19 protein-coding genes are annotated in these 22,252 nt (G+C 52.1%); 18 read left to right on the forward strand and 1 reads right to left on the reverse strand.

Annotation, left to right across the window (positions count from 1 at the left end; all coding sequences use genetic code 11):
* The 13 genes from MPRO_RS26190 to MPRO_RS14950 all read left to right on the forward strand — a co-directional run.
* Nucleotides 1–186, forward strand: a 186-nt coding sequence (locus MPRO_RS26190) for a hypothetical protein (protein WP_216821313.1), incomplete at its 5' end; no start/stop codon positions are given.
* A 34-nt stretch (nucleotides 187–220) separates the two neighbouring features.
* Entirely contained in the window at nucleotides 221–1,114 is an 894-nt protein-coding gene (locus MPRO_RS14895) for a LysR family transcriptional regulator (protein ID WP_067294242.1), read from the forward strand.
* A 259-nt stretch (nucleotides 1,115–1,373) separates the two neighbouring features.
* Nucleotides 1,374–2,819 carry a sulfatase family protein gene (locus tag MPRO_RS14900; protein ID WP_082708827.1) on the forward strand — a complete coding sequence of 482 codons (1,446 nt, stop codon included), beginning with the start codon at nucleotides 1,374–1,376 and terminating at the stop codon, nucleotides 2,817–2,819.
* A 137-nt stretch (nucleotides 2,820–2,956) separates the two neighbouring features.
* Nucleotides 2,957–4,288 carry an ABC transporter substrate-binding protein gene (locus MPRO_RS14905; protein ID WP_067294244.1) on the forward strand — a complete coding sequence of 444 codons (1,332 nt, stop codon included), beginning with the start codon at nucleotides 2,957–2,959 and terminating at the stop codon, nucleotides 4,286–4,288.
* Between the two features lie 149 nt (nucleotides 4,289–4,437).
* Nucleotides 4,438–5,394: a carbohydrate ABC transporter permease gene (locus MPRO_RS14910; RefSeq protein WP_102136316.1), complete on the forward strand. Its 957-nt coding sequence runs from the start codon at nucleotides 4,438–4,440 to the stop codon at nucleotides 5,392–5,394.
* Nucleotides 5,391–6,227 (forward strand): carbohydrate ABC transporter permease, encoded by an 837-nt coding sequence (locus MPRO_RS14915; RefSeq protein ID WP_082708829.1) that lies wholly within the window; start codon nucleotides 5,391–5,393, stop codon nucleotides 6,225–6,227. The genes MPRO_RS14910 and MPRO_RS14915 overlap by 4 nt, the downstream gene beginning before the upstream one ends.
* Nucleotides 6,228–6,245: 18 nt before the next feature.
* Nucleotides 6,246–7,355, forward strand: coding sequence for an ABC transporter ATP-binding protein (locus MPRO_RS14920; RefSeq protein WP_067294246.1), 1,110 nt, complete (start codon nucleotides 6,246–6,248; stop codon nucleotides 7,353–7,355).
* Nucleotides 7,356–7,426: 71 nt separating this feature from the next.
* Nucleotides 7,427–8,719: an anaerobic sulfatase maturase gene (locus MPRO_RS14925; RefSeq protein ID WP_158651834.1), complete on the forward strand. Its 1,293-nt coding sequence runs from the start codon at nucleotides 7,427–7,429 to the stop codon at nucleotides 8,717–8,719.
* An 860-nt stretch (nucleotides 8,720–9,579) separates the two neighbouring features.
* A complete protein-coding gene (locus tag MPRO_RS14930; RefSeq protein WP_082708839.1) occupies nucleotides 9,580–10,485 on the forward strand; it encodes a carbohydrate ABC transporter permease in 906 nt (301 codons plus the stop codon).
* Between the two features lie 35 nt (nucleotides 10,486–10,520).
* A complete protein-coding gene (locus tag MPRO_RS14935) occupies nucleotides 10,521–11,774 on the forward strand; it encodes an ABC transporter substrate-binding protein (protein WP_067294253.1) in 1,254 nt (417 codons plus the stop codon).
* Nucleotides 11,775–11,850: 76 nt separating this feature from the next.
* On the forward strand, nucleotides 11,851–12,753 hold the full coding sequence (locus tag MPRO_RS14940) for a carbohydrate ABC transporter permease (protein WP_158651835.1): 903 nt from the start codon (nucleotides 11,851–11,853) through the stop codon (nucleotides 12,751–12,753).
* 17 nt (nucleotides 12,754–12,770) lie between these two features.
* The gene (locus MPRO_RS14945; protein ID WP_067294258.1) at nucleotides 12,771–13,868 is read left to right on the forward strand and encodes an ABC transporter ATP-binding protein; all 1,098 of its coding nucleotides are present in this window, start codon (nucleotides 12,771–12,773) and stop codon (nucleotides 13,866–13,868) included.
* A 53-nt stretch (nucleotides 13,869–13,921) separates the two neighbouring features.
* Nucleotides 13,922–15,457 carry a sulfatase family protein gene (locus tag MPRO_RS14950; RefSeq protein WP_067294261.1) on the forward strand — a complete coding sequence of 512 codons (1,536 nt, stop codon included), beginning with the start codon at nucleotides 13,922–13,924 and terminating at the stop codon, nucleotides 15,455–15,457.
* A 221-nt stretch (nucleotides 15,458–15,678) separates the two neighbouring features.
* On the opposite strand, the gene MPRO_RS14955 is transcribed toward MPRO_RS14950, so the two are convergent.
* Complete coding sequence (locus MPRO_RS14955; protein WP_067294264.1) at nucleotides 15,679–16,593, reverse strand: GntR family transcriptional regulator; 915 nt, start codon at nucleotides 16,591–16,593, stop codon at nucleotides 15,679–15,681.
* 544 nt (nucleotides 16,594–17,137) lie between these two features.
* Between MPRO_RS14955 and MPRO_RS14965 the strand changes: the two genes are divergently transcribed.
* Genes MPRO_RS14965 through MPRO_RS14985 form a run of 5 tightly spaced genes read left to right on the forward strand, consistent with a single transcriptional unit; the run spans nucleotide 17,138 to nucleotide 22,225 of the window.
* The gene (locus tag MPRO_RS14965; protein WP_369406736.1) at nucleotides 17,138–18,154 is read left to right on the forward strand and encodes a zinc-binding alcohol dehydrogenase family protein; all 1,017 of its coding nucleotides are present in this window, start codon (nucleotides 17,138–17,140) and stop codon (nucleotides 18,152–18,154) included.
* Nucleotides 18,154–19,344, forward strand: a complete 1,191-nt coding sequence (locus tag MPRO_RS14970; protein ID WP_082708835.1) for a mannitol dehydrogenase family protein — start codon at nucleotides 18,154–18,156, stop codon at nucleotides 19,342–19,344. Before MPRO_RS14965 ends, MPRO_RS14970 begins: the two co-directional genes overlap by 1 nt.
* Nucleotides 19,341–20,987, forward strand: coding sequence for a UxaA family hydrolase (locus MPRO_RS14975; RefSeq protein WP_067294270.1), 1,647 nt, complete (start codon nucleotides 19,341–19,343; stop codon nucleotides 20,985–20,987). Before MPRO_RS14970 ends, MPRO_RS14975 begins: the two co-directional genes overlap by 4 nt.
* A gap of 56 nt (nucleotides 20,988–21,043) precedes the next feature.
* Nucleotides 21,044–21,385 (forward strand): L-rhamnose mutarotase, encoded by a 342-nt coding sequence (locus tag MPRO_RS14980; RefSeq protein ID WP_067294273.1) that lies wholly within the window; start codon nucleotides 21,044–21,046, stop codon nucleotides 21,383–21,385.
* A gap of 12 nt (nucleotides 21,386–21,397) precedes the next feature.
* A complete protein-coding gene (locus tag MPRO_RS14985; protein ID WP_067294276.1) occupies nucleotides 21,398–22,225 on the forward strand; it encodes an amidohydrolase family protein in 828 nt (275 codons plus the stop codon).
* Nucleotides 22,226–22,252 lie beyond the last annotated feature (27 nt).

The following is a 22,252-nucleotide window of genomic DNA, read 5'->3' on the forward strand; positions in this document are numbered from 1 at the left end:
TCGGACAGCCTCCTAGTGCATGAAGAGGGTATTACGGCACTGAGTTACGGCGACGACAGGCGATTCGAATTGAGCCCAGAGATGGCGGGGCTGCCTGCGGCTGGGCAGGTGCTTAAGCCATCCAGACAGTTCCACGGGGTTGCCCAAGCTGCAGATGCGGCTGGCAGGGCCTGGCAACTGTGGTAACTTCTGTGGCTACACAGGTCTTTCGAGTACGCCCATGGACAAGTTTCTGCATCACTTTCATATGGTTGCGACCTACAAGAACCTCACCGCTGCCAGTGATGCGCTGCATATCAGTCAGCCGGCCCTGAGCAAAAGCATCAAGAAGCTGGAGGATTATTTTGATGTGAAGCTGTTCGAGCGCCAGCACCGGGGCATGGAGCTGACAGCATACGGCAAGGCCCTGCTGCACCGGGTCGAGCGTATGGACATGGAGTTTCGCTATGCGCGTGACGAGATCAGTTCCCTCAAGACAGGCACCTGCAAGATGCTGCGTATTGGCGCAGGCGCGATCTGGGGCTTGTCGTATATGCCGGATATCATGAATCGGTTGTATCAGGCGTTTCCCGGTATCGAGCTGGTGCTGCAATCCGGCGCCATTCAGGAGCTGCTGCCAAAGCTGCTCAATGGCGAGCTGGATATTGCCCTGGGCGGGCCTGAGTCCGGTGGCAGCGTGCCGGATGAGCTGGTGCATATTCCACTGGTGACGGTGGACTTTGTCGTGATCGCCAGGCCTTCCCATCCGCTGGCCAGTGTGGGCTGCGCCGATGCCCGGGCACTCAACAGCTATCGCTGGGTGGTGTTCCAACAGGCGCAGGAGAATATCCTGCAGCTCAATGGTTATTTTGCGCGTAATCAGCAGCCCGCTGCCTCCATTTGCCTGCAGTCGAGTTTCTGGTCTTCAGCGCTGAGCCTGCTGCACCTGGATGATTACCTGATGGGTATTCCGCGACAACTTTACTGGATGGCCGAAAAAGAAGGCCTGGTGATAGTGCCGATGAATGAATCGATCTGGCAATTCTCCACCGGTATCTGGTATCACCCCAGTGCTGCCAGCCTGCCGGCAATTGCCAAGACCATCGATTTTATCCGTGCCGCGAGCAAGGCATAGGCCCGGCTTTATCCTTGTAAAGCAGCGGCAGCAGCTGCCGGCTGGATCTCGCGCCGAGATGTCAGCCGGCGCATTCCTATCCGTAAAATAGACCTCCCCCGTCTTTCCAATAACCTGTAGATATGGGAAGGGCGCGCTTTTCATTTCACACCCGATCCTGAATGGCTAACTATGTCTCAACAGGCAGCGGCCACCGCAAGAGCGTACAGCTATTTCAATACTGGCTTTTGCGGCCGAAATTTACAGCAAGGGAGCTGATATGAAACAGCCGAATATCGTGTTCTTTTTCACCGACGACCAGCGCTTTGACACCATCAATGCGCTGGGGAACAAGGATATCGTCACCCCGAACATGGATCGGCTGGTTCGCGAAGGGGTTTCCTTTACCCAGGCGCATATTCCCGGCGGAACCGTAGGCGCTGTGTGCATGCCCAGCAGAGCCATGCTGCATACCAGCAAGACCCTGTTCCATTTGCAGGATGATGGCAGCAGGGTGCCAGCAGAACACAAACTGATTGGCGAGTATCTGCAGGAGGCCGGTTACAACTGCTTTGGTACCGGCAAATGGCACAATGGCCATGAATCCTATGCCCGCAGTTTTAACTGCGGCGGTGAAATCTATTTTGGTGGCATGTGGGATCACTGGAATATTCCGGCCTATGACTATGATCCCAGCGGCCAGTATGAAAAGGTCGGCCAGTGGACGGAAAACCCTTTTTATAATCGTGAAACCACTGAGGTCAGGGCCAATCACCTGACGCTGGGCAAACACTCATCGGAGTTGTTTGCGGACGTGACCGTCGATTTTATCCAGCAGTATTCCGATGCCAAGCCGTTTTTTGCCTACGTGGCCTTTATGGCGCCCCATGATCCCAGAACCATGCCGGATAAATACCTGAGTCTTTATGACCCGGCGAGCCTGACGCTGGAGGATAACCAGTATCCGCAGCATCCGTTTGATTACGGGGTCAGCAATATCCGGGATGAGGTTCTGGCCCCCTATCCCAGAACAGAGGAGGACAACCGCGTACAGCTGGCCGAGTACTACGGCATGATCAGCCACCTTGATCATGAGATCGGGCGCATTCTGCAGGCCCTGGAAGAAAAGGGTGAATATGAGAATACGATTTTCGTGTTCGCCGGCGATAACGGCTTGGCGGTGGGGCGTCATGGTCTCTATGGCAAGCAGAGCAACTATGAACACAGCGTGCGCGTGCCACTGATTTTTTCAGGCCCCGGTATTCCCAGGGGACAAACAAGCGACAGCTACTGTTACCTGCTGGATATTTACCCCACGCTTATGGATCTTTTGGGCATGGAGAAACCCGGTTCACTCGAAGGGCGCAGTCTGTATCCCGATATCAGGGGCGAACCCCGGGAGAGTCGCGACGGCCTCTACCTGGTGTATGGCGACCTGGTGCGTGGCGTCAAATGCGACGGCTACAAGCTGATCGAATACAACACGCCGGACAAAAAGGGCAGGACGCAGCTATTCAACTTGCTGGATGACCCGCAGGAAATCCACGACCTGTCCGGGCAGGCGCAGTACCAGCAAAAAGTCGCCGGGTTGCGGCAAAAAATGCTGCTGTTGCGTGACGAGTGGGGCGATCTGGATCATGCCGCGGGTCACTCGTTCTGGCAGGCATTCGCAAACCGCAATGTGCATGAACGCAGCTTGTGTGAGGTTGAGGGGCCAGGGCGTTAGAGCCTTGGGGCAGCCTTGGTCGCGGGAGAGTAAAAGGTACGCGGCACTGGGTCTGTTTTAAGCAGATCGGGCTCCAGACATAACAGAAATATCAGGTTCAGTTTCCGACCAAATCTAAAACAAGAAGGATAAATCACATGAAGTCGAGCACGAAAATCAGAAAGCTGTCTTCTCTGGCGCTCGCCGCCGGTGTTGCAGTCTTGCTAAGCGCTGCCGTTCAGGCGGCGAATCAGCCACCCATTAACATGGTGATCAACCAGTCGCCTTGGTTCGAGGGATTCAGTAAAACCGTCGAGCTGTACGAGCAGGAGACGGGCAACGAGGTCAATCTGGATGTAACGCCCTATGTGGGCGTGCTGGAGAAGATTCGCAACTCTGTAAGGGCGCCCGAGGGTAATTATGATGTGGTGGCAATTACCTCGCACTGGCTGGCGTCCACCTATGCCGATGGGGTGCTGACTCCCATTAACGATATCGACCCTGATTACAGGCTGGACAGCGGTATTCTTGATTACGATGACACCACCTACTGGAACAGTGGAAGCAGTACTTTCGACTCCAGTGGTCAGCTGATGTCCATACCGATCAACGGCAATGTGCAGGTTTTGTACTACCGCGCCGACCTCTATGAAGAGCTCGGACTCAAGGTGCCGCAAACCTGGGATGAGCTGCTGGCTAATGCCAAGGCGCTGCAGAAGCCGCCGCGTCAGTACGGCATGGCTCTGGTGGGGGAGCGCTCAGCGATTGGCTACTATGCAGCGCCCTTTATCTTCAACCACGGCGGTTCCATTTTCAAAGATCCCAAGGTCGGGGACTTCAGCGTCACGCTAAATAGTCCGCAGTCGCTTGAAGGGTTGGAAGCCTTGATAAAGCTGGCTGAAGAGGGCAGCTATCCCAATGCAGGCGCGGTGTCCCAGGGCAAGCTGATTCAGTTGCTAACTACCGGCAAGGCGGCTCAGGGTATCGGTGTTATTGCGGCCTGGAGCAGCATGGATGACCCGGACAAGTCCCTGGTGGTGGGCAAGATTGCCGTCGCGCCCCTGCCCAAATCGCCGACAGGGCGTGAAGGTACCGGCGCAGGACACTGGGTCGCGGGTATCCCGGCCAATGTGCCGGATGCCAACAAGCGGGCGGCACTGGCGTTTCTTGACTGGCTGACGCAGTACAAAAATCAGCTGGTTTATACCGAAAATGGTGCCGTACCGGTGCGCAATGACCTGGGCGATTCGGAACTGGCCAAGCTGCCACAGTTTCGCTTTATTGCACCCCTGATGAAAGCGTCCGAGAGCGCGTTCATCATCACGCCGCTCAAAGAAGGGCCCGAAGTGCACGAAGTACTCAATCTGCGCCTGAATCAGGCGGTGATCGGCGAGCTGAGCGCCCGTGAAGCCCTTAATACCGCGGCCCGCGAGATTCACGAGATCGTTAGCCGTGCCGGCCATAAAACAGCTGAGCTGGCGCCTCTCTAACTTTAAGTGACGGGCTGGTGTGTGCCGCTGTCGGAGTTGTTTGAGGAGCATCAGGTTTGGCCAGTGGTCTGCATCTTTGCAGGAATAGCCCCCACTGGCCTCTGCTCACCGGGTGCTGCTCTTTTTTACACGGGGATAGGACATTTCGCATGTTCAAGAAAATGACGACCCAGCCGGTGCCTGACACCACCGGTCAACTTAAAACACTGCTACGCAGTCTGCGCCGCTATGCCGAATCAGACGGTTGCTGGTACTCCATCTCCCTGGGGCCGCTGGCACTGATTCTGTTGCTGCTGACCATTCTGCCGATTATCTGGCTGGGATGGATGGCGCTGCACGATATTAACTGGCAGGACGGCGTTTCCCACTGGGAATATGTAGGCCTGAATAATGTGGTGCTGTTTTTCGATAACCACTTTTACTGGCCCGGCCTGCTGAACACATTCATTTTCTCGATCAGTGCCGTGTCGGTGCAGATGGTGCTGGGCTTTTTGATGGCCCTGGTGGTGAGTCGCAGCGATCGCAAGTCGCGGCTGTTTCTCACTGTCGTTTTCCTGCTGCCCATTGTACTGCCCCCCATCGTGATCGGGGCTATCTGGAAACTGATGCTCAGCTATGACTTTGGTGTCATCAATGATTTTCTGGGACTGCTGGGTATCGCGCCTGTGGATTGGCTCGGCAATGCCGATATTGCGCTTATGTCGGTTATCGCGGTGGATATCTGGCACTGGACGCCCTTTGTCTTTCTGCTGATGCTGGCAGGTCTCGAGTCCCTGCCGCAGGAAGTGTACGAGGCATCCAGCCTGGACGTGCGCAACGCCTGGCAGGAGTTCTGGTATATCACCCTGCCGCTGATGCAAGGCACCATCCTGATTACTCTGCTGTTTCGCATGGTGCTCTCGTTCAAGGTATTCGATGAAATCTACCTGCTCACCGGCGGCGGGCCTGGCACGGCCACGGAGGTGGTCAGCTTCAGCATCTACCGTACCTTCTTTACCGAAGACAGGGCGGGCCTGGGGGCTGTGATGTCGATCTTTACCTTGCTGGTGGTCGCGGCGCTGGCGGTGTTTGCACAGTTGCTGTTGAAGCGGAGGAAGCAGTCATGAGTCATACCCGGTCCAATCACGGCTTTTACCGCGTTACACAGCTGTTTGTCTGGTGCTATGCCCTGATCATTCTGTTTCCGTTTCTGTGGATCGCCATGGCGGCCTTCAAGCGCCAGATTGATATTCTCACCAGCAGTTTCTTCTTTACTCCGGTGCTGTCCAACTTCGAGGAGCTGATCTTTTCTAAACAGTCGAGTTTTTTCCACGACCTGCTGAACAGCGGCATTATCGCCATCAGCAGCACCGCGATAGTGGTGTTGATCAGCGCCATGGCGAGTTTCACGCTGCTGCGCATGTATGTGCCGCGCTGGCTGAGTGTCGGGCTTTTTGCCTGGGCCATGCTGTTCCACATGTTGCCGCCCATTACCTTTGTCAGTGCCTGGTTCACCATCTTCAGTGAGCTGAATCTGATTAATACTTACTCCGGCATGATACTGGCGCACGTGACCATCAATCTGCCGATGGGGCTTTGGCTGATGTCGAATTTCCTCAAAGAGGTGCCAAGGGACCTCTATGAGGCGGCCGCGATTGATGGTTGCAGCAATGCGGCGACCTTCTTTCGCATCGTCCTGCCGCTGATACGTACCGGCATGATCGCAACGGCGGCGCTGATCTTTATCTTTAGCTGGAGCGATTTCACCATCGCCCTGAACCTGACCGCCAAGGCAACTCAAACCGTGCCCGTATCCATTGCCACCTTTGCCCAAGAGTTTGAGATCAAGTACGGCCAGATGGCCGCCGGCTCCCTGCTGTCGACGTTGCCCGCGTTGCTGCTGATCGTTTTCGGCCAGCGCTATATCGTCAAGGGCTTGCTGTCCGGCTCAGTAAAATAATTATCTGGAGATTTCCCTATGTCATCGGTCACGCTGTCGAATATCAAAAAGAGTTATGGCGACGTTAGTGTTATTCAGGGCATCGATCTGGCCATTAATAATGGCGAGTTTATCGTTCTGGTCGGCCCCTCGGGCTGTGGTAAGTCAACCTTGCTGCGAATGATTGCAGGGCTTGAGAGCATCAGTGGCGGTACCCTGTCGATAGGCGGCGATCCCATGAACGATGTCCATGCACGGGACCGGGATATCGCCATGGTGTTTCAAAGCTATGCGCTCTATCCCCATATGAGTGTGCGGGATAACATCGCCTTCGCCCTGAAGATGCGCGGTGTTGACCCTGCGAGGATTGAACGGGAGGTGGCAAACGCCGCCGAGATTCTAAGCCTTGGGCATCTGCTGGATCGCCTGCCGCGGGAACTCTCCGGCGGGCAGCGACAGCGCGTAGCCATGGGGCGGGCCATAGTGCGTCATCCCAAGGTGTTCCTGTTCGATGAGCCCCTGTCCAACCTGGATGCAAAACTACGGGTGCAGATGCGGGTCGAAATCCGTGAGCTGCACCAGCGCCTGCAGGCCACCTCGGTTTTCGTGACCCACGACCAGGTAGAGGCCATGACCATGGCGGACCGCATTGTGCTGCTCAATGATGGTGTAATTCAGCAGTTCGGTACGCCACTGGAGCTTTACGACTACCCGTGCAACCGCTTTGTCGCCGCCTTTATTGGCTCGCCGGGGATGAACTTTGTCGATGGTACCATCGAGCATGAAGAGGGTATCGCGGCACTGAGTTACGGCGACGGCAGGCGAATCGAACTGAACCCCGAGATGGCGAGGCTGCCTGCGGCCGGGCAGGCGGTCACGCTGGGCTTTCGCCCCGAGCACCTGCAGCCCTGCGCCAAGGGCCAGGGCTTTGAAACGCTGATTACGTCGATCGAAACCACGGGATTTGAAAACTACCTCTACTGCGAAGCCCAGGGTGTGCGCATGTGTGCGCTACAGTTCGAGCGTCTTGATTGCCGGGTGGGTGACAGCATTCACCTGAGGCCTGCTGCGGACAAGCTGCACTTCTTTGACCAGGTGACAGGTCTGCGGCTGGAAAGCGAAGCACCGCTCATGCGTACCGCGTCCTGACGCGAAGACCGCGCCAGCCCTGTTGTACTGCGTGCGCAGGGCCTGGCGTGTACGCCAGGGAAGCACCCTAAGTGCGCAGCCAGACGTCACACAAGAGTACCGATGCCATGCATAACGTACGGGCAGAACATCCGTTTCATCTTCTTATCAAGCCTATAGGTCCGCTGTGTAATCTGGACTGCGAATACTGTTTCTACCTCGAAAAAGAGCAGATGTTTGGCGACAAGCATTCCTTTCGCATGACGCAGGCCACCCTGGAAAGGCTGACGCAACAGTATATTGAGGCTCAGCCGGCCGGTGCACAGGAGGTCAACTTTGCCTGGCAGGGCGGTGAGCCGACCCTGATGGGGGTGGCCTTCTTTCAGCAGGCGATTGATCTGCAGCGCAGGTTTGGGCGCGAGGGCATGCGCATTACCAATTCGATTCAAACCAACGGCACCCTGCTGAACGATGAATGGGGGGCTTTTCTGAAGGAAAATGATTTCCTGGTGGGTATCAGTATCGATGGGCCAGAGGACCTGCACGACCATTACCGCAAGACAAAGAAAGGCGAGGGCAGCTTCCAGCAGGTGCTGGCGGGGCTTGGCATTTTGCAGAAATTTGGCATCGACTATAACGTGCTCTGCGTGATTAATCGGGTGAATGCCGAGCATCCATTAGAGGTGTACGGAGCATTGAAAGCGCTGGGAGCAGAGCATATTCAGTTTATTCCCATCGTGGAGTATTCTGCTGACCCTGCACCGCGCCTCATTCCCCAGACAATCCCTGAACAAGCTGTCCCGGTTAGCCTGACTTTCCAAATTGACGCTGCCGATATCCCAAAGGTGCCCGGTGCCGCCGGGGTCTCCGATCGCAGTGTGCTGCCTGCGCAGTTTGGCGATTTTCTGCTGGCGATCTTCAATGAGTGGCGCCAGGCCGATATTGGCCGGGTTTTTGTGCAGCAGTTTGAAAACCTGCTGGCGACGCTGATGGGGCGCGGCCCTGGTATCTGCGTACATGCGCCGGTCTGTGGCAGGAGCCTGGTGCTGGAACACGACGGCGGGCTTTATAGCTGCGATCATTTTGTGGACCCCCAATACTCTCTGGGAAACATCAGTCAGCACGCGCTTGCAGACATGGTCGAAAGCCCGCAACAGCGCAAGTTTGGTACCGACAAGTTCACGACTCTGAATAGCGAGTGCAAATCCTGCCCCTATCTCAAGCTCTGTTACGGCGGCTGCCCGGCCCATCGCCTTCCCCGTGTCAGCCCGAAGGGTGACACGAGTGCCGACGCAAGTGCGCAAACGCACAACTATCTGTGTGAGGGCTATAAACGCTTTTTTGGCCAGGCATCCCGACCGCTAATCAGCCTCATTGCCCGCTAGATGTTTGCGAGCACTGTCACGTGCCGCAGTGACACGGTACAGAAGCTATCCTCTTGCCCCCCCTCTAAATTTATACAGCATCCTTGTTGTATACAAATTTTTGTGTTGTTTATGAATAAAATACATTCCCGTGTAATCCCCTAAGCTTGAGTTCTTGGGCGCATCACAGGCCTGGTGGTTGCAGCTCGCTACAGGATAGTGGGGGTTTTTTCAGCATGTTTTGCAAGATAATTCCACAATATAATATTATTTTTACTTATATTTCATATAGTTAAAGTTTTATCGCTATATTGTCCCGCACGACTCTTCTGAAAGGTCGCCTACACCTGTACCGCTAAGCATCGGTGCAGGCAGGTCATGTCATTACTGCGAAATGCGTTAGTTCTTCGGACAAAAATAACACTCGACTTTGGGTTGTATCTATAGCTGAAATATTATTAAGTTGTTGATTTTAAATAATATTAAGTAATGTTTTGTATTGTTCAGGCTTGCTTCCTGTTCTGCGAGAACGAGCTGTACCCTCCAACCACTTAAAAGCAATCCGAGCCATGTGAGAGCTCACATGTTGACATTTATTAATAAAAGACATATTTTGTGTGAAATCGTTATGCGCATGTTGTGAGAGTAGCGCGGCACTCGGAGGTAACAGGTTGTGCATGAGTTGTTAGGAAACGCAGTCGAAATAAGCTGGTCATTATGTTGAAACCCTCAATAGATGAGCGAGGTCGTGCAGGATTGATGGCCGAGTACTGCCGGTGAGGGGCGCTAAAAGTTATTGCGGCAGCGTTTTTATGGCCATTAATGACTATTTTTAGGGCTTGTATGAAAGAATATACAATAATAATTGTAGGGTGTTGATGATGAGCGCAAATCAAGTAGTAGCAGGTGACGTCACCTCTATAAAGAAGAGTACTGGAAGGTCTATCATTTCTCTTTCTACAAGGGAAAGGATTAATAGAGCATTTATCTACCTGGGTTTGATTATATCTTCAGCTGTTGTTGGCTTTCCAGTTTACTGGATGATATCTGTTTCCTTACGGCCAAATCATGAAACCTTCGCGCTACCACCAAAACTTATACCTGACAATATTAGTTTTGATGCCTATTTCAAGGTTTTTCGTGATGATGCATTTATAACTTATTTCGTTAACAGCTATATGCTGGGAATAATCGTAACGATTTTGTCGGTTATTCTAGGCACACTTGTCGCTTACAGCTTTACCAGGTATCGTTTTTTTGGTGATGGTATTGCTAAAACCTTTGTAATAACAACTCAAATGGTCCCTGCGATAACGTTACTTATTCCTTATTTTGGGGTAATAGTGCTACTAGGGCTCTATGATACGACGGCAGGCCTTATACTGACGTATCTTTCTTTTTCTTTACCGTACTGTATCGTGATGATGACAGGGTATTTGAAAACAATACCTAAAGATTTTGATGAGGCTGCAATAATAGATGGCTGCTCAAGAATTAAAGTTTTATATAAAATAATAATGCCTCTTGCTCTTCCTGGTATGGCTTCTACTGCAATATATACATTTTTGCTTTCGTGGAATGAGTTTTTGTTCGCCTTGGCTCTGACACGAAGTGAAGATATGCGAACGCTTCCAGTAGGCATATCGATGTTCATTGGTGAGCATAGTTTGAAGTGGGATGAAATGATGGCCTTATCTGCGCTTGGGAGTATTCCAGTAATTATAATGTTTATTGTACTTCAGCGATACTTTGTATCCGGTTTGTCCACGGGGGGAGTAAAAGGGTAATTTTTAACCAAAATTAACATATGGTAGGTGAAGTAATGAAAAGAATCATAAAAACTAAAAGCATCTTTCTATCTACTGTTTTAGCAGTGGCGTCTATATACATGAGTCCACTCAAGGCTGCAGAAGAGATTGAGTGGTTACAGTGGTATGCGAGTGAAAGTGGAAAAGAGTATTACGAGGCGCTGGTAGATGACTTCGAATCAAGAAACCCAGATATTAAAGTGAAGCTTGTAACAGTACCTTTTGGAAAAATGCGGGAGAGTCTTATAGCTGATCACTCGGTAGGGATTGGATCAGATGTAATTGCGGTCAATATGCCATGGACCCGCGAACTACTGGACATTGGGGTGCTTGAGCCACTGGATAATTATATTGAAAACGATAAGAAAATTTCTCTACAGGATTTAGTACAAGCTCCATTGGGTAAAATTGATGGAAAAAGGTGGATGGTTCCGGTTAGCGCATTTCCATTCGTGCTTTTCTATAATAAAGATCTTATGGAAAAAGCAGGTGTTACTGAAGTGCCGAAAACGTGGGATGACCTAATGGCCTCTTCAAAGAAAATAAATGACCCAGAAAATGGCGTTTATGGTATTGGTTTAGCCTATTCTACACAGCCACCTAGCAATGGTCCTATAATATCAATGTTACCTTTGCTTTACACCGCCGGGGGCAGAATTACAAAGGAGGGGAAACCTAACTTTGATAATCCGGAAGTGATTGAGACGCTTAAATACATTAAAAGCTTAAACGATGAGGGTGTTGTTGCACCTGGTTATGCATCGAAAACTGATGGCGTAAATATGGAAGAGTTCTCAGCCGGCAGACTTGGTTTTGTCATCGATCCTGCTGTGCATATTTCTACTTTCTCTAAAAATGAAAGGCTAAATTTTGGTGTTGCGCCCGTTCCTGCTGCCGAAAAAAGTGCTTACCGTGTACATGGCTGGGAGTTGGCTATTTCGTCCAAAAGCAAGCATAAGGATGAAGCCTGGAAATTTATTTCTTACTTGCTGAGTCCGGAAGTGAATGCTGAATTTGCCATGAAAACAGGATCTTTTCCTGGAAACTTGAATTCCTTAGAGTTGTTTGAAGTTGAAGATGAGCGTCAAACAGCGGTTTTTGATATTCTAAAAAATAGTGAGGCTGTTGAAGAGTTACGAGAATCCCCGAAAGCAGTTTCCAGCTGGCAGATTATGACAGAGGAAATACAGGCGATGTTGGGTGGGCAGCAATCAGCTGAGGATACAGCGAAAAACTCTCAAGCTCGCTGGAAGGCTATTTCCGAATAGCAATAGTTATCATATTGTAGGGGTGAGGCTGGCTAGGCCTCACTTAAAATACTATAAAAACTATAGGTGACTCTCTGTGAAATGGCTTGACTCATGTGGTTTTGTAAAATCAGGCCGGTTGACTCCGTACTTCTTTATGGCACCTGCCTTATTGATTTTAGGGTCTTTGATGATATTCCCGATTTTACAGGTAATTGAATATAGCTTCTATGATAACGTTATTGTAACGAGTGACTCTACTTTTGTAGGTTTTGATAATTACAAAGAACTTGCGTTTGATCCTATTTTTTGGACTAGTATATTTAATACCATAATTTTTACTGTCGGTTCAGTAGTAGGTCATTTAGTCGTTGGTATATTCTTGGCTCTTCTTATTAATAGCCCTATTCATCCTGTTCCAAGGGCAATATTCAGAACGCTTCTGGTTTTACCATGGCTTTTTACTGCGGTTGTGGTTGCGCTTAATTGGCAGCTATTGTTGCACCCATTCGGGATAATAAATTACGCTTTAAAAGATTTCGGAATAATTGATAGCCATGTTGATTGGCTGGGTGACGAAAGTGTTGCGATGGCTACACTACTTGTCATTAGCATATGGCGTGGCTATCCGTTCTTGATGATTAGCTTTTTGAGTGGTCTTCAAAGTATTGACAAATCAATGTACGAGGCTGCAAAGATTGATGGGGCAGGATGGTTTAGAATCTTCTTCTCAATAACAATCCCTCAGCTTAAACCTATCATTTATGGTGTTGCGTTACTTGATTTGATATGGACATTTCAACTATTCCCGCTCGTTTGGTTGACGACAGGTGGTGGGCCTGGCAGAGCAACAGAAGTTCTTTCAACCTATACGTACCGCTTTGCCTTTGTAGATTTTGAATTTTCTAAAGCTTCAACCGTCGCTGTCATATTGCTAACTTTTACCGCAGTTTTGACGATATTATATTTGCGTAAAGGTAAAGGTAAAAGTGAAATTTAAAATAAGAGGAAGTAGTAATGTCTGGAATTGCGCTAAGTAATCTTAAAAAGTCCTATGGTGATACAGATATATTGCATGGGATTGACTTAGAGATAAAAAATGGTGAGTTTGCGGTATTCGTGGGGCCATCAGGGTGCGGCAAGTCGACGACGCTTAGAATGATCGCCGGTTTGGAGACCGTTACGAGTGGAGAGATTTTTATCGGCGATCAATTGGTTAACGATGTACAGCCAAAAAATCGCGGTATAGCAATGGTTTTTCAAAGTTATGCTCTTTATCCTCATATGTCTGTGTATGACAATATGGCGTTTTCTTTGAAACTTCGAAAAATGCCTCCTGGAGAGGTTCAGAAGCGTGTTAGATCTGCAGCGGATACTCTTGAGCTGACCAAGATGCTCGATAGAAAGCCCAGTGCATTATCGGGTGGTCAGCGTCAGAGGGTTGCAATGGGGCGAGCGATTGTTCGGGATCCTGAAGTGTTTTTATTTGATGAGCCTTTGTCCAACCTGGACGCGACGCTTCGAACACAAATGCGTGCAGAGATTAAGGAACTTCATCAGAGGCTAAAGTCAACGATTGTCTATGTGACGCATGACCAGGTTGAAGCAATGACGCTTGCTGACCGAATCGTCATTATGCGGGGAGGAAAAATAGAGCAATCTGGCACTCCAGAGGATGTATTTCATAATCCAGCTAGTATGTTTGTTGCATCGTTTATGGGTAGCCCGCCAATGAATCTGGCTGAGTCAACGGTTTATGATAATGGTGCGGAGAAGGGTGTTAATATAAATGGCACGGTTTCTATCATAAGCTCTGAAGACTCTCCGTTGAGCTCGAAAGCTGGCGATAGAGTGGTGTTTGGTATTCGGCCTGAAGATATTGTCCCTGACTTCGAATCTGATATAAATAATAAAAATTGGACCGCAAGTGTTAAAGTTGATCTAATCGAGCTTTTGGGCTCGACTAAATTATTTCACTTTCATATAGGTACGAATAAATTTATAGGGAAGGCGGGTGGTAGATCAAATATTGAACCGGGACAGGTGATTTCAGTTGTTATGGACATGCGGCATGCTCGATACTTTGATCCAGAAACTGAACTTATCATTCGTTAATAAGAGTCTTGGTCGTCTACCTGACCTTGTTAAAACTTTGAACGGTGAATTTTATGAGAGATAGTAGACCAAACATACTTTTTATTATGTCAGATGATCATGGAGCAAATGCAATTAGTTTGTACGGATCAAGGCTGTCCACTGTTTTTAAAACGCCTAACCTGGATCGTATAGGCCTGGATGGCGCAATATTTAAGAATTGTTACTGCACTAATTCAATTTGTACACCAAGTCGTGCCAGTATACTGACTGGCCAATATCCGCATGTTACAGGTGTAAGGACATTACAGGATCGGTTAGACGAGAGCATAAATACCTTCCCTAAAATCCTGAAGAAAAGTGGCTATAATACAGCTGTTATCGGTAAGTGGCACTTACATAGTAGACCACAAGGGTTTGATCATTTTGATATTTTGCCTGAGCAAGGAGAGTATTTTAACCCTTACTTTGTTAATAAGAATACAGACTGGGTTCAAGTGGAGAATTATTTGAGTCAACAGGCGGATTGGTCAAAGGTCGGAAATTATGGAGATATTGGTGATCAGCACGAAGGGTATGTCACTGATATTATTACTGATAAATGTTTGAAGTGGCTTGGAGAGCGAGATCAGGCCAAGCCTTTTTTGTTAATGTGTCACCATAAAGCGCCGCATGATAATTTTGAGTATCATCCACGTGATGAGCATTTACTGGACGGAGTCGATATCCCTGAGCCGGATAGCTTGTGGGAGGATAAAGGGCATCGATCAGAGGGCTCTAGAAACTACGGTTCTTCGTTGTCAGAAAGAAACCCTATTCGAAATGCGGTACAAACGATGAGTCAGCCTGACTATCCTACTGGACCCATTGATTTAACGGGGCTGGATGAGGCTGGCCGGACAAAGGCGGTATATCAGAAGTATTTGAAGGATTATTTACGTACAGTCAAAGCCGTTGATGACAATGTAGGGCGGGTTTTAGATTTATTGGAGAGCGAGGGAACTTTAGATAATACCTTGGTTATTTATACATCAGACCAAGGGATGTTTTTGGGCGAACATGACTACATTGATAAAAGATGGAGTTTTGAAGAGTCCCTCCAAATGCCCATGATGATGAGATACCCAGAGAAAATTCCCTCCGGAACAGTCGTCGACCTGGTGGTTAGTAACGTCGATTTTGCACCAACAATTTTGGATTTTTTGGGCATTCCTCAACCTGAAAGTATGCAGGGGCTTAGCTTCAAACCGATAGCTCAAGGGGTTGAGATGAATGAATGGTCAGATGAGGTTTATTTTCGATACTGGATGCATCTAGCTCATCATGATACTCCAGCACACTATGGAGTGCGTACAGCTGAATATAAATTGACATTTTTTTACGGTCTACCACTGGATGCTAAAGGAGCAATGAAAAAGAAGACACCATCGACATGGGAGTTATATGATTTGCGTCGAGATCCATTTGAGGTTAATAATGTTTACTCTAACCCGGAGTACAAAGATATTGTCGCTAGCCTTAAAGAACGACTTCGCCTGCTGAAAGAGAAAGTCGGTGACGCTGATAGTGATTATCAAGAGTTGTGTGATCTGTTAGTCGAGACGGAATAGGGCGGCATAAAACGTAGAGTATTATTAATGCTCTACGTTTTATGTAATTATATTGTATTTTAAGTGGTTTTTTTGTTTTTTTGGATTGATTTAAAATATAGAAGGTTCGTTGGCTTGATTCGGATTGAAAGTATACCTTTCGGTTGGTAGTCAGGCGAGTTTAACGTTGAGCCTGGCTTTAAGTATATTTCTGTAATAATAAACCCGAAAAATTATGTTGGTTAACTTGATTTTTCATGAATCAAGTGGGTGCTGCGCTTAAGCGAAGTTTTAGCCGTGTTTAAGTGGCGCTCCATGCTAAGTGTGGCTTTCGTCAAGTCCTTCATCAGCATGTGGCTGATAATATCTATGTGTTCATCAACTGCAACGCTGTTGCGTTCCTTTTCATCACTCTTGTCCCACTGATAGTGGTAATGGAACACAAAACTGATGATGTCGTAGAACTGGCGGATGAACTGGTTTTGGTGCGATTCCCACAGTAGAAGGTGAAAGCGCTGGTCAAGTTGTGAAAAGGCGCTGTAGTTACGCTCGATATCCGTTTTCAGTTCTCGGTGTTGTTGCAACAGCGTTTCCAGCGAGTTCCAGGCGGGGTGTTCAGATGGCAGGCGCATAAAGCGTGAGAGAGCATGCATTTCAAACATGTGGCGCACTTCATATAGCTGATCGACAAAATCCTCATCGAATTCCTTCATGCGCCACTGGGAGCGGGGCGCCTTGTCGATCAGGCCAAAGCGGGAGAACTTGATTAGAAACTCCCGCACCGACACGGTGTTGCACTGGGTTTGCCGGGCCAGTTCCAGCTCAGAGAAGTGATCACCTGGCAGGATCTTTCCGCTGAGTATTAGATCCACGAAGTGCTTCTCGATGATTTCTTCTTTGCTGCTTTCCTGCTGTTCGATCTTGAAGTAATCGCTTGATTGGGGCGAACGCAAGATGATCTTTTGGGGGCCATCCCGGCGCAGGATGCCGGCTTCTTCCATTTTTTCCAGGGCTTTTCGGATGGTGGAGCGGCTGACATTCAGCTGACGTGTCAAGGCAGAGTCGTTAGGTAGATTTTCGCCCTTGACCTGCAGCGTTGTGCAGAGATCCAGCAGTTGGTTAATGGTGTTTAGAAACAGGTGATTCTGTCGGCTCATGGGCTCACTGCCTGTATTTTACGCTTGAATAATCTGTTTGGAATTCTATCAGCTCCAGCCGGTTGGGTACAGATTTGCTTGGCTTTATCTGTGATTACTAATAATTATAAACACTTTCTATGCCGAGTTTTACGCTGGTTGTTGAATTAAATAGGTGTTTTTTATTAATAATAATTGATCGAATGGTGGTTTTCTGTTTACATGTATCTGTGGTCGTATGGCTGTTGCAGGAGGAGGTTGATTATGAGCGCTTTGCTGATATCCAGGAGTCTGTACTGCAAGTGCAGTGAGGCCCTGCATTGCCATGGGTGTGCTGCTTTCGCCGCTATCGCCAACAGTGTCAACCTTGAAGGGTATAAATCCGCTCAGGACCGTGGTTGCGATAAGAGGGTGCTGTGGATAGCGAACCTGCACATACAACGTAAATCCGGTTTCTAAGGCGCCGGACTCTCTTAGGCTTGACTGTTCTCGTTCCGGTGGGATGTTCCGTGGTTTTAGGCTTCGGGGGCGGGCGGCCTTAATCTTTTGAAGGAATATTTTCCCCATGATGAAAGCGGTGGTGTGTCTGGAGCCGGGCCTGATGGAGGCCCGTACGGTAGAGAAGCCCGTGCCCGGCAAGGGCGAGGTGTTGATTCGGGTAAAGCGTGTGGGGGTCTGCGGTACGGACATTCACGCTTTTTCGGGCAGTCAGCCTTATTTTCAGTATCCGCGGGTGCTCGGGCATGAGCTGGCTGGCGTGATCGAAGCGGTGGGCGAGGACGCAGACTTTCCGCTGGGCGTTGAGGCCTATGTGATTCCCTACCTCGAATGTGGCAATTGCGTGGCCTGTCGCCAGGGCAAGACCAACTGCTGTACCCGGATGCAGGTCATGGGGGTGCATCTGGATGGTGGCATGTGCGAGTACCTGGTGGTGCCCGCCGATCATGTTATCAAGGCGCCGGGGCTGGAGCTGGACCAGCTGGCGCTGGTGGAATGCCTGGCCATTGGTGCCCATGCGGTGCGCCGCGCCGATGTGCAGCCAGGCTCTACCGTGCTGGTGGTGGGCGCAGGCCCCATTGGCATGGGTATCATGCAGTTTGCCAAGGCGCGCGGTGCCCGTGTGCTGGTGATAGATACCAACGCCGAGCGCCTTGGTTTTTGCAAGGACAGCCTGGGTGTTGATGCGGTGATTGAGGCCGGTGACGGCGCCAGGGCACAGCTGGAATCCCTCACCGACGGCGATTATCCCCACACCGTGTTTGATGCCACCGGCAATCCCAAAGCCATGATGGCGGGTTTTGACTGGATTGCCCACGGTGGCAGCTATGTGCTGGTCAGTGTGGTCAAGGCGGACATCACCTTTTCCGACCCTGAGTTTCACAAGCGAGAACTGAGCCTGCTGGGCAGCCGCAATGCGACTCGGGAGGATTTCGAACGGGTCGTGAGCTGCCTGCTGGATGGTTCGGTGCAGGCGTCTGCAATGATTACGCACCGAGGTCATCTGTCGCAGCTGGCCGAACTTTTCCCGCTTTGGGTACAGCCCTCCAGTGGCGTGATTAAAGCGGTTGTGGAGGTGGGCTGATGGTCTCGAACTCTGAGGCGCGCTCCCAGGCACCAGGCTCCCAGGTGCACGGCGAGTCGAAGGCTGGGCCGCTGATTATGCAGTTTGGCACCAGCCGCTTTCTGCAGGCCCATGTGGACTATTTTGTCGGCCAGTCCCTGGCGGCCGGGCGCTCGTCGGCCCGGTTGGCGGTGGTGCAGACCTCTGCCAGTACTTCAGGTAAGGCGCGGGTGGCCGCCATGAACCGCCTGGCCAGTTATCCGGTGCGTATTCAGGGCGTGCAGCGTGGCGAGCTGGTGGACTTCGAGGAGCAGGTCAGCGCTATCGACTGTGCCCTGGTGGCCAATGATGACTGGGTGCAGGTGGTGCAGCTGTTCTGTCACCGTGTTACGCACCTGGTATCCAACACTGCGGACACCGGTTATGAGCTGCACGGCGATGACAGGCCTACGGATACGCTGCCGCAAAGCTTTCCGGCCAAATTGCTGGTGCTGCTCTATGCGCGTTACCAGACGACGGGGCAGGGGCTGACGCTGATGCCCTGTGAGCTGCTCGCCAATAATGGCACTGTGCTAAAGACCATCGTGCTGGAGCTGGCGCTGCGCTGGAATCTGCCCGAGGTATTCAGGCACTGGCTGGAAAGCCAGTGCCTGTGGATCAACTCCCTGGTGGATCGCATCGTCTCGGCGCCCATTGAGCCGCTGGGCGCGGTGGCTGAACCCTACGCGCTTTGGGCGATTGAGAACCAGGTCGGGCTGGAGTTGCCCTGTGAGCATGCAGCAATTCGCGTGGTGCCGGATCTGGCGCCGCTGGAATGGCTCAAGCTGGGTGTTCTGAACCTGTCCCACAGCTATCTGGTGGAGCTGTGGCAGCAGGCGCCCTCGGGTATCACGACTGTGTATCAGGCCATGAAGGACCCGCAGCTTGTAGGCGAGCTGAACGCGCTGCTGCAGTATGAGGTGGTGCCAATCCTGCGGGCCATGGCGCTGGGTGAGGACATTGATGCCTATGTACAGAGCGTGCGCGATCGCTTTATGAACCCCTACCTGGAGCATCGTCTGGCCGACATTGCCCAGAACCACAGCACCAAGATTGAACGTCGCCTGTTGCCGATCTGGCAGCAGGGACAGGCCTTGAGGCCGGATCTGGCGTGCCCGCGGCTTGAGGGCTGCCTGCGCCACCATCAACTGTTAGCGGAGACTGTGGCATGACACTCACCCGACGCACGCTCAAGGTGCACCCGGCGGACGACCTGATCGTAGCCTTGACCGACTTGCCTGCCGGTGAGCCGATCAGCCTTGATGGCAGCATTTTGCTACTGCGCGAGGCCATCCGCGCCAAGCACAAATTTACTGCTCGGGATTTTGCCCAGGGCGAGCGGCTGACCATGTACGGTGTCACCGTGGGTACGGCGGTGGCGCCTATCGCCGCAGGTTCGTTGGTAAACGTGGAGAACCTGCACCACAGCAGCAGCACCTATGGCGAGGGCAATGGCGATTATCAGTGGCAGGCGCCGGATGTGGAGGCCTGGAAATCCCGCACCTTTGATGGCTTTGTACGCGCCGATGGTCAGGTGGGTACGGCCAATTACTGGCTGGTGGTGCCGCTGGTGTTCTGCCAGAACCGCAACATCGAAACTCTGCGTGACGCGCTGCAGGATGCTCTGGGGTACAGCAGCGAAAGCCACTATCGCCAGCTGGCCTGGGACCTGGCCTCCGAGTACCGCCAGCCCGGCGCTTGGGCACCGGTGATTGAACGCAGCGAAACCTTTGCCGTGAATTCGCGGCCGTTTCCCCAGGTGGATGGCGTCAAGTTCATTACCCATACGGCGGGCTGCGGTGGTACGCGCGAAGACGCGCTGACCCTGTGCCGACTGCTGGCAGGCTACATTCATCACCCCAATGTGGCCGGTGCCACTGTGCTGAGCCTGGGCTGCCAGAATGCCCAGGTCAGCCTGCTGCAGGAGGAACTGGCCAAACTGGATCCGGCCGGGCGCACGCCGGTGCAGTATTTCGAGCAGCAGGAGTACGGGTCGGAAAACACCATGATGCAGGCGGCGATCCGCCAGACATTCGAAGGCCTTGCCGTGGCCAATCGATGCCAGCGCGAGCCTGTGCCCCTGTCGGGTTTGACAATCGGGGTGGAGTGCGGCGGATCCGATGGTTTCTCGGGCCTGTCGGCCAATCCGCTGATCGGCCAGGTGGCGGACCGCATCGTCGCCCTGGGCGGGCGGGCGATTCTGGGGGAGTTTCCGGAGCTGTGCGGCGTTGAACAGGACATTCTTGACCGTTGCACGGACGACGATCTGCGCCAGCGTTTCAAGGGGCTGATGCAATCCTACGAGCGTCACGCGCAGGCGGTGGGGGCGAGCTTTGACATGAACCCGTCGCCCGGAAATATTCGGGATGGTTTGATTACCGATGCGATGAAATCGGCCGGGGCTGCCCGCAAGGGCGGCACTGCACCGGTGGCAGATGTGCTGGATTACCCGCAGGTGGCCACCAAGCCCGGGCTGAATCTGCTCTGTACGCCGGGTAATGATGTGGAGTCCACCACGGCGCTGGCCGGTGCCGGCGCCAACCTGATTCTGTTCTCCACTGGCATGGGCACCCCCACCGGCAATCCGGTGGTACCTGTGCTCAAGGTGTCGAGCAACAGCGAGACGGCAAGGCGCATGGCGGACATTATCGATTTTGATGCCGGCGCCATTATTTCCGGCCAGGAAGACATGGCGGTACTGGCCGAGCAGCTGCTGCAGCTGTGCAGCGACACCGGCTCCGGAAAATACATCAGCAAGGCCCAGCGCCTCGGTCAGGACGACTTCATCCCCTGGAAGCGCGGCGTCTCGCTGTAGGGATCAGCGGTAGGGGGATTGGTGATTAGTAACAGCCATAAGCGGGGACAAAGACGATGAAGCAGTATGCACTGACGCTGGACCTTAAAGACGACCCGGCGCTGATCGAGGCTTACAAGCAGCATCATCAACAGGTGTGGCCGCAGGTGATTGCCAGCCTGAAACAGGTGGGTGTGCTGGACATGCAAATCTATTGCCATGGCAACCGGCTCTTTATGCTCAGCACCACGGTGGATGACTATGAGCCGCAGCGCGCCTACGAGGCCTATCTGCAGCTCGATCCGGCCTGCCGGGAATGGGAAGCCCTGATGGATCAGTTTCAGCAGCGACTGCCGGGCGCCTTGCCCGATGAAAAATGGCTGCCGATGGAATGCTGTTTTGACATGCAAAAGTGCTGAAGGAGAGCGCCTGTGAGAATTGATGCGCATCAGCATTTCTGGCGCTACAGCGCGGCGGATTACGGCTGGATTGATGGCGCAATGGACGTGCTGAAGCGGGACTACCTGCCAGATGATCTGGCGGCTGTGCTGCAACGCCAGCGCCTTGATGGCAGCATCGCCGTGCAGGCCCGCCAGTGCGAGGATGAAACGCGCTGGCTGCTGCAGCTGGCGCGCGACAAGCCCCGGATTCTGGCGGTCATCGGCTGGATTGATCTGCAGGCCGAGGATCTGGATACCAGGCTCGCAGCCGTTGCGGGTGAGGCGCAGCTCAAGGGGTTTCGCCATGTATTGCAGGATGAAGCCGAGCCCGGTTTCATGTTGCGACCCGCCTTCGTGCGCGGCCTTCAGCGTCTGGCTCAGCTGGATTATTGCTACGAGCTGCTGATCAAGCCACAGCAGTTGCCCGAGGCCTGTAGCTTGCTGCAACAGCTGCCGCCCATGCGTCTGGTGCTGGATCATGTTGCCAAGCCGGATATCCGCGGCGGTGATCTGGCAGCCTGGCGTGCCGGCATCGCCGAGCTCGGGTCCCATCCGCACCTGTATTGCAAGGTCTCGGGGCTGGTCACTGAAGCTCACTGGAACGGCTGGAGTGCGGTGGACTTTGAGCCCTGTCTTGAGCATGTGTTTGACTGCTTCGGGCCACAGCGGCTGATGTTTGGCTCCGACTGGCCCGTTTGCCTGCTGGCAGCGCCCTACGCCGGCGTACAGGCGCTGCTGGCCGACTTCGTACGCCGGCACTACCCGGAGCATGAGGCGGCGGTCTTTGGTGACAACGCCCGGCGCTTTTACGGGCTTTAACAAATTTTGCTACCAATAAAAGGGTTT

Source organism: Marinobacterium profundum (assembly GCF_001528745.1).
Lineage (GTDB): Bacteria > Pseudomonadota > Gammaproteobacteria > Pseudomonadales > Balneatricaceae > Marinobacterium_A > Marinobacterium_A profundum.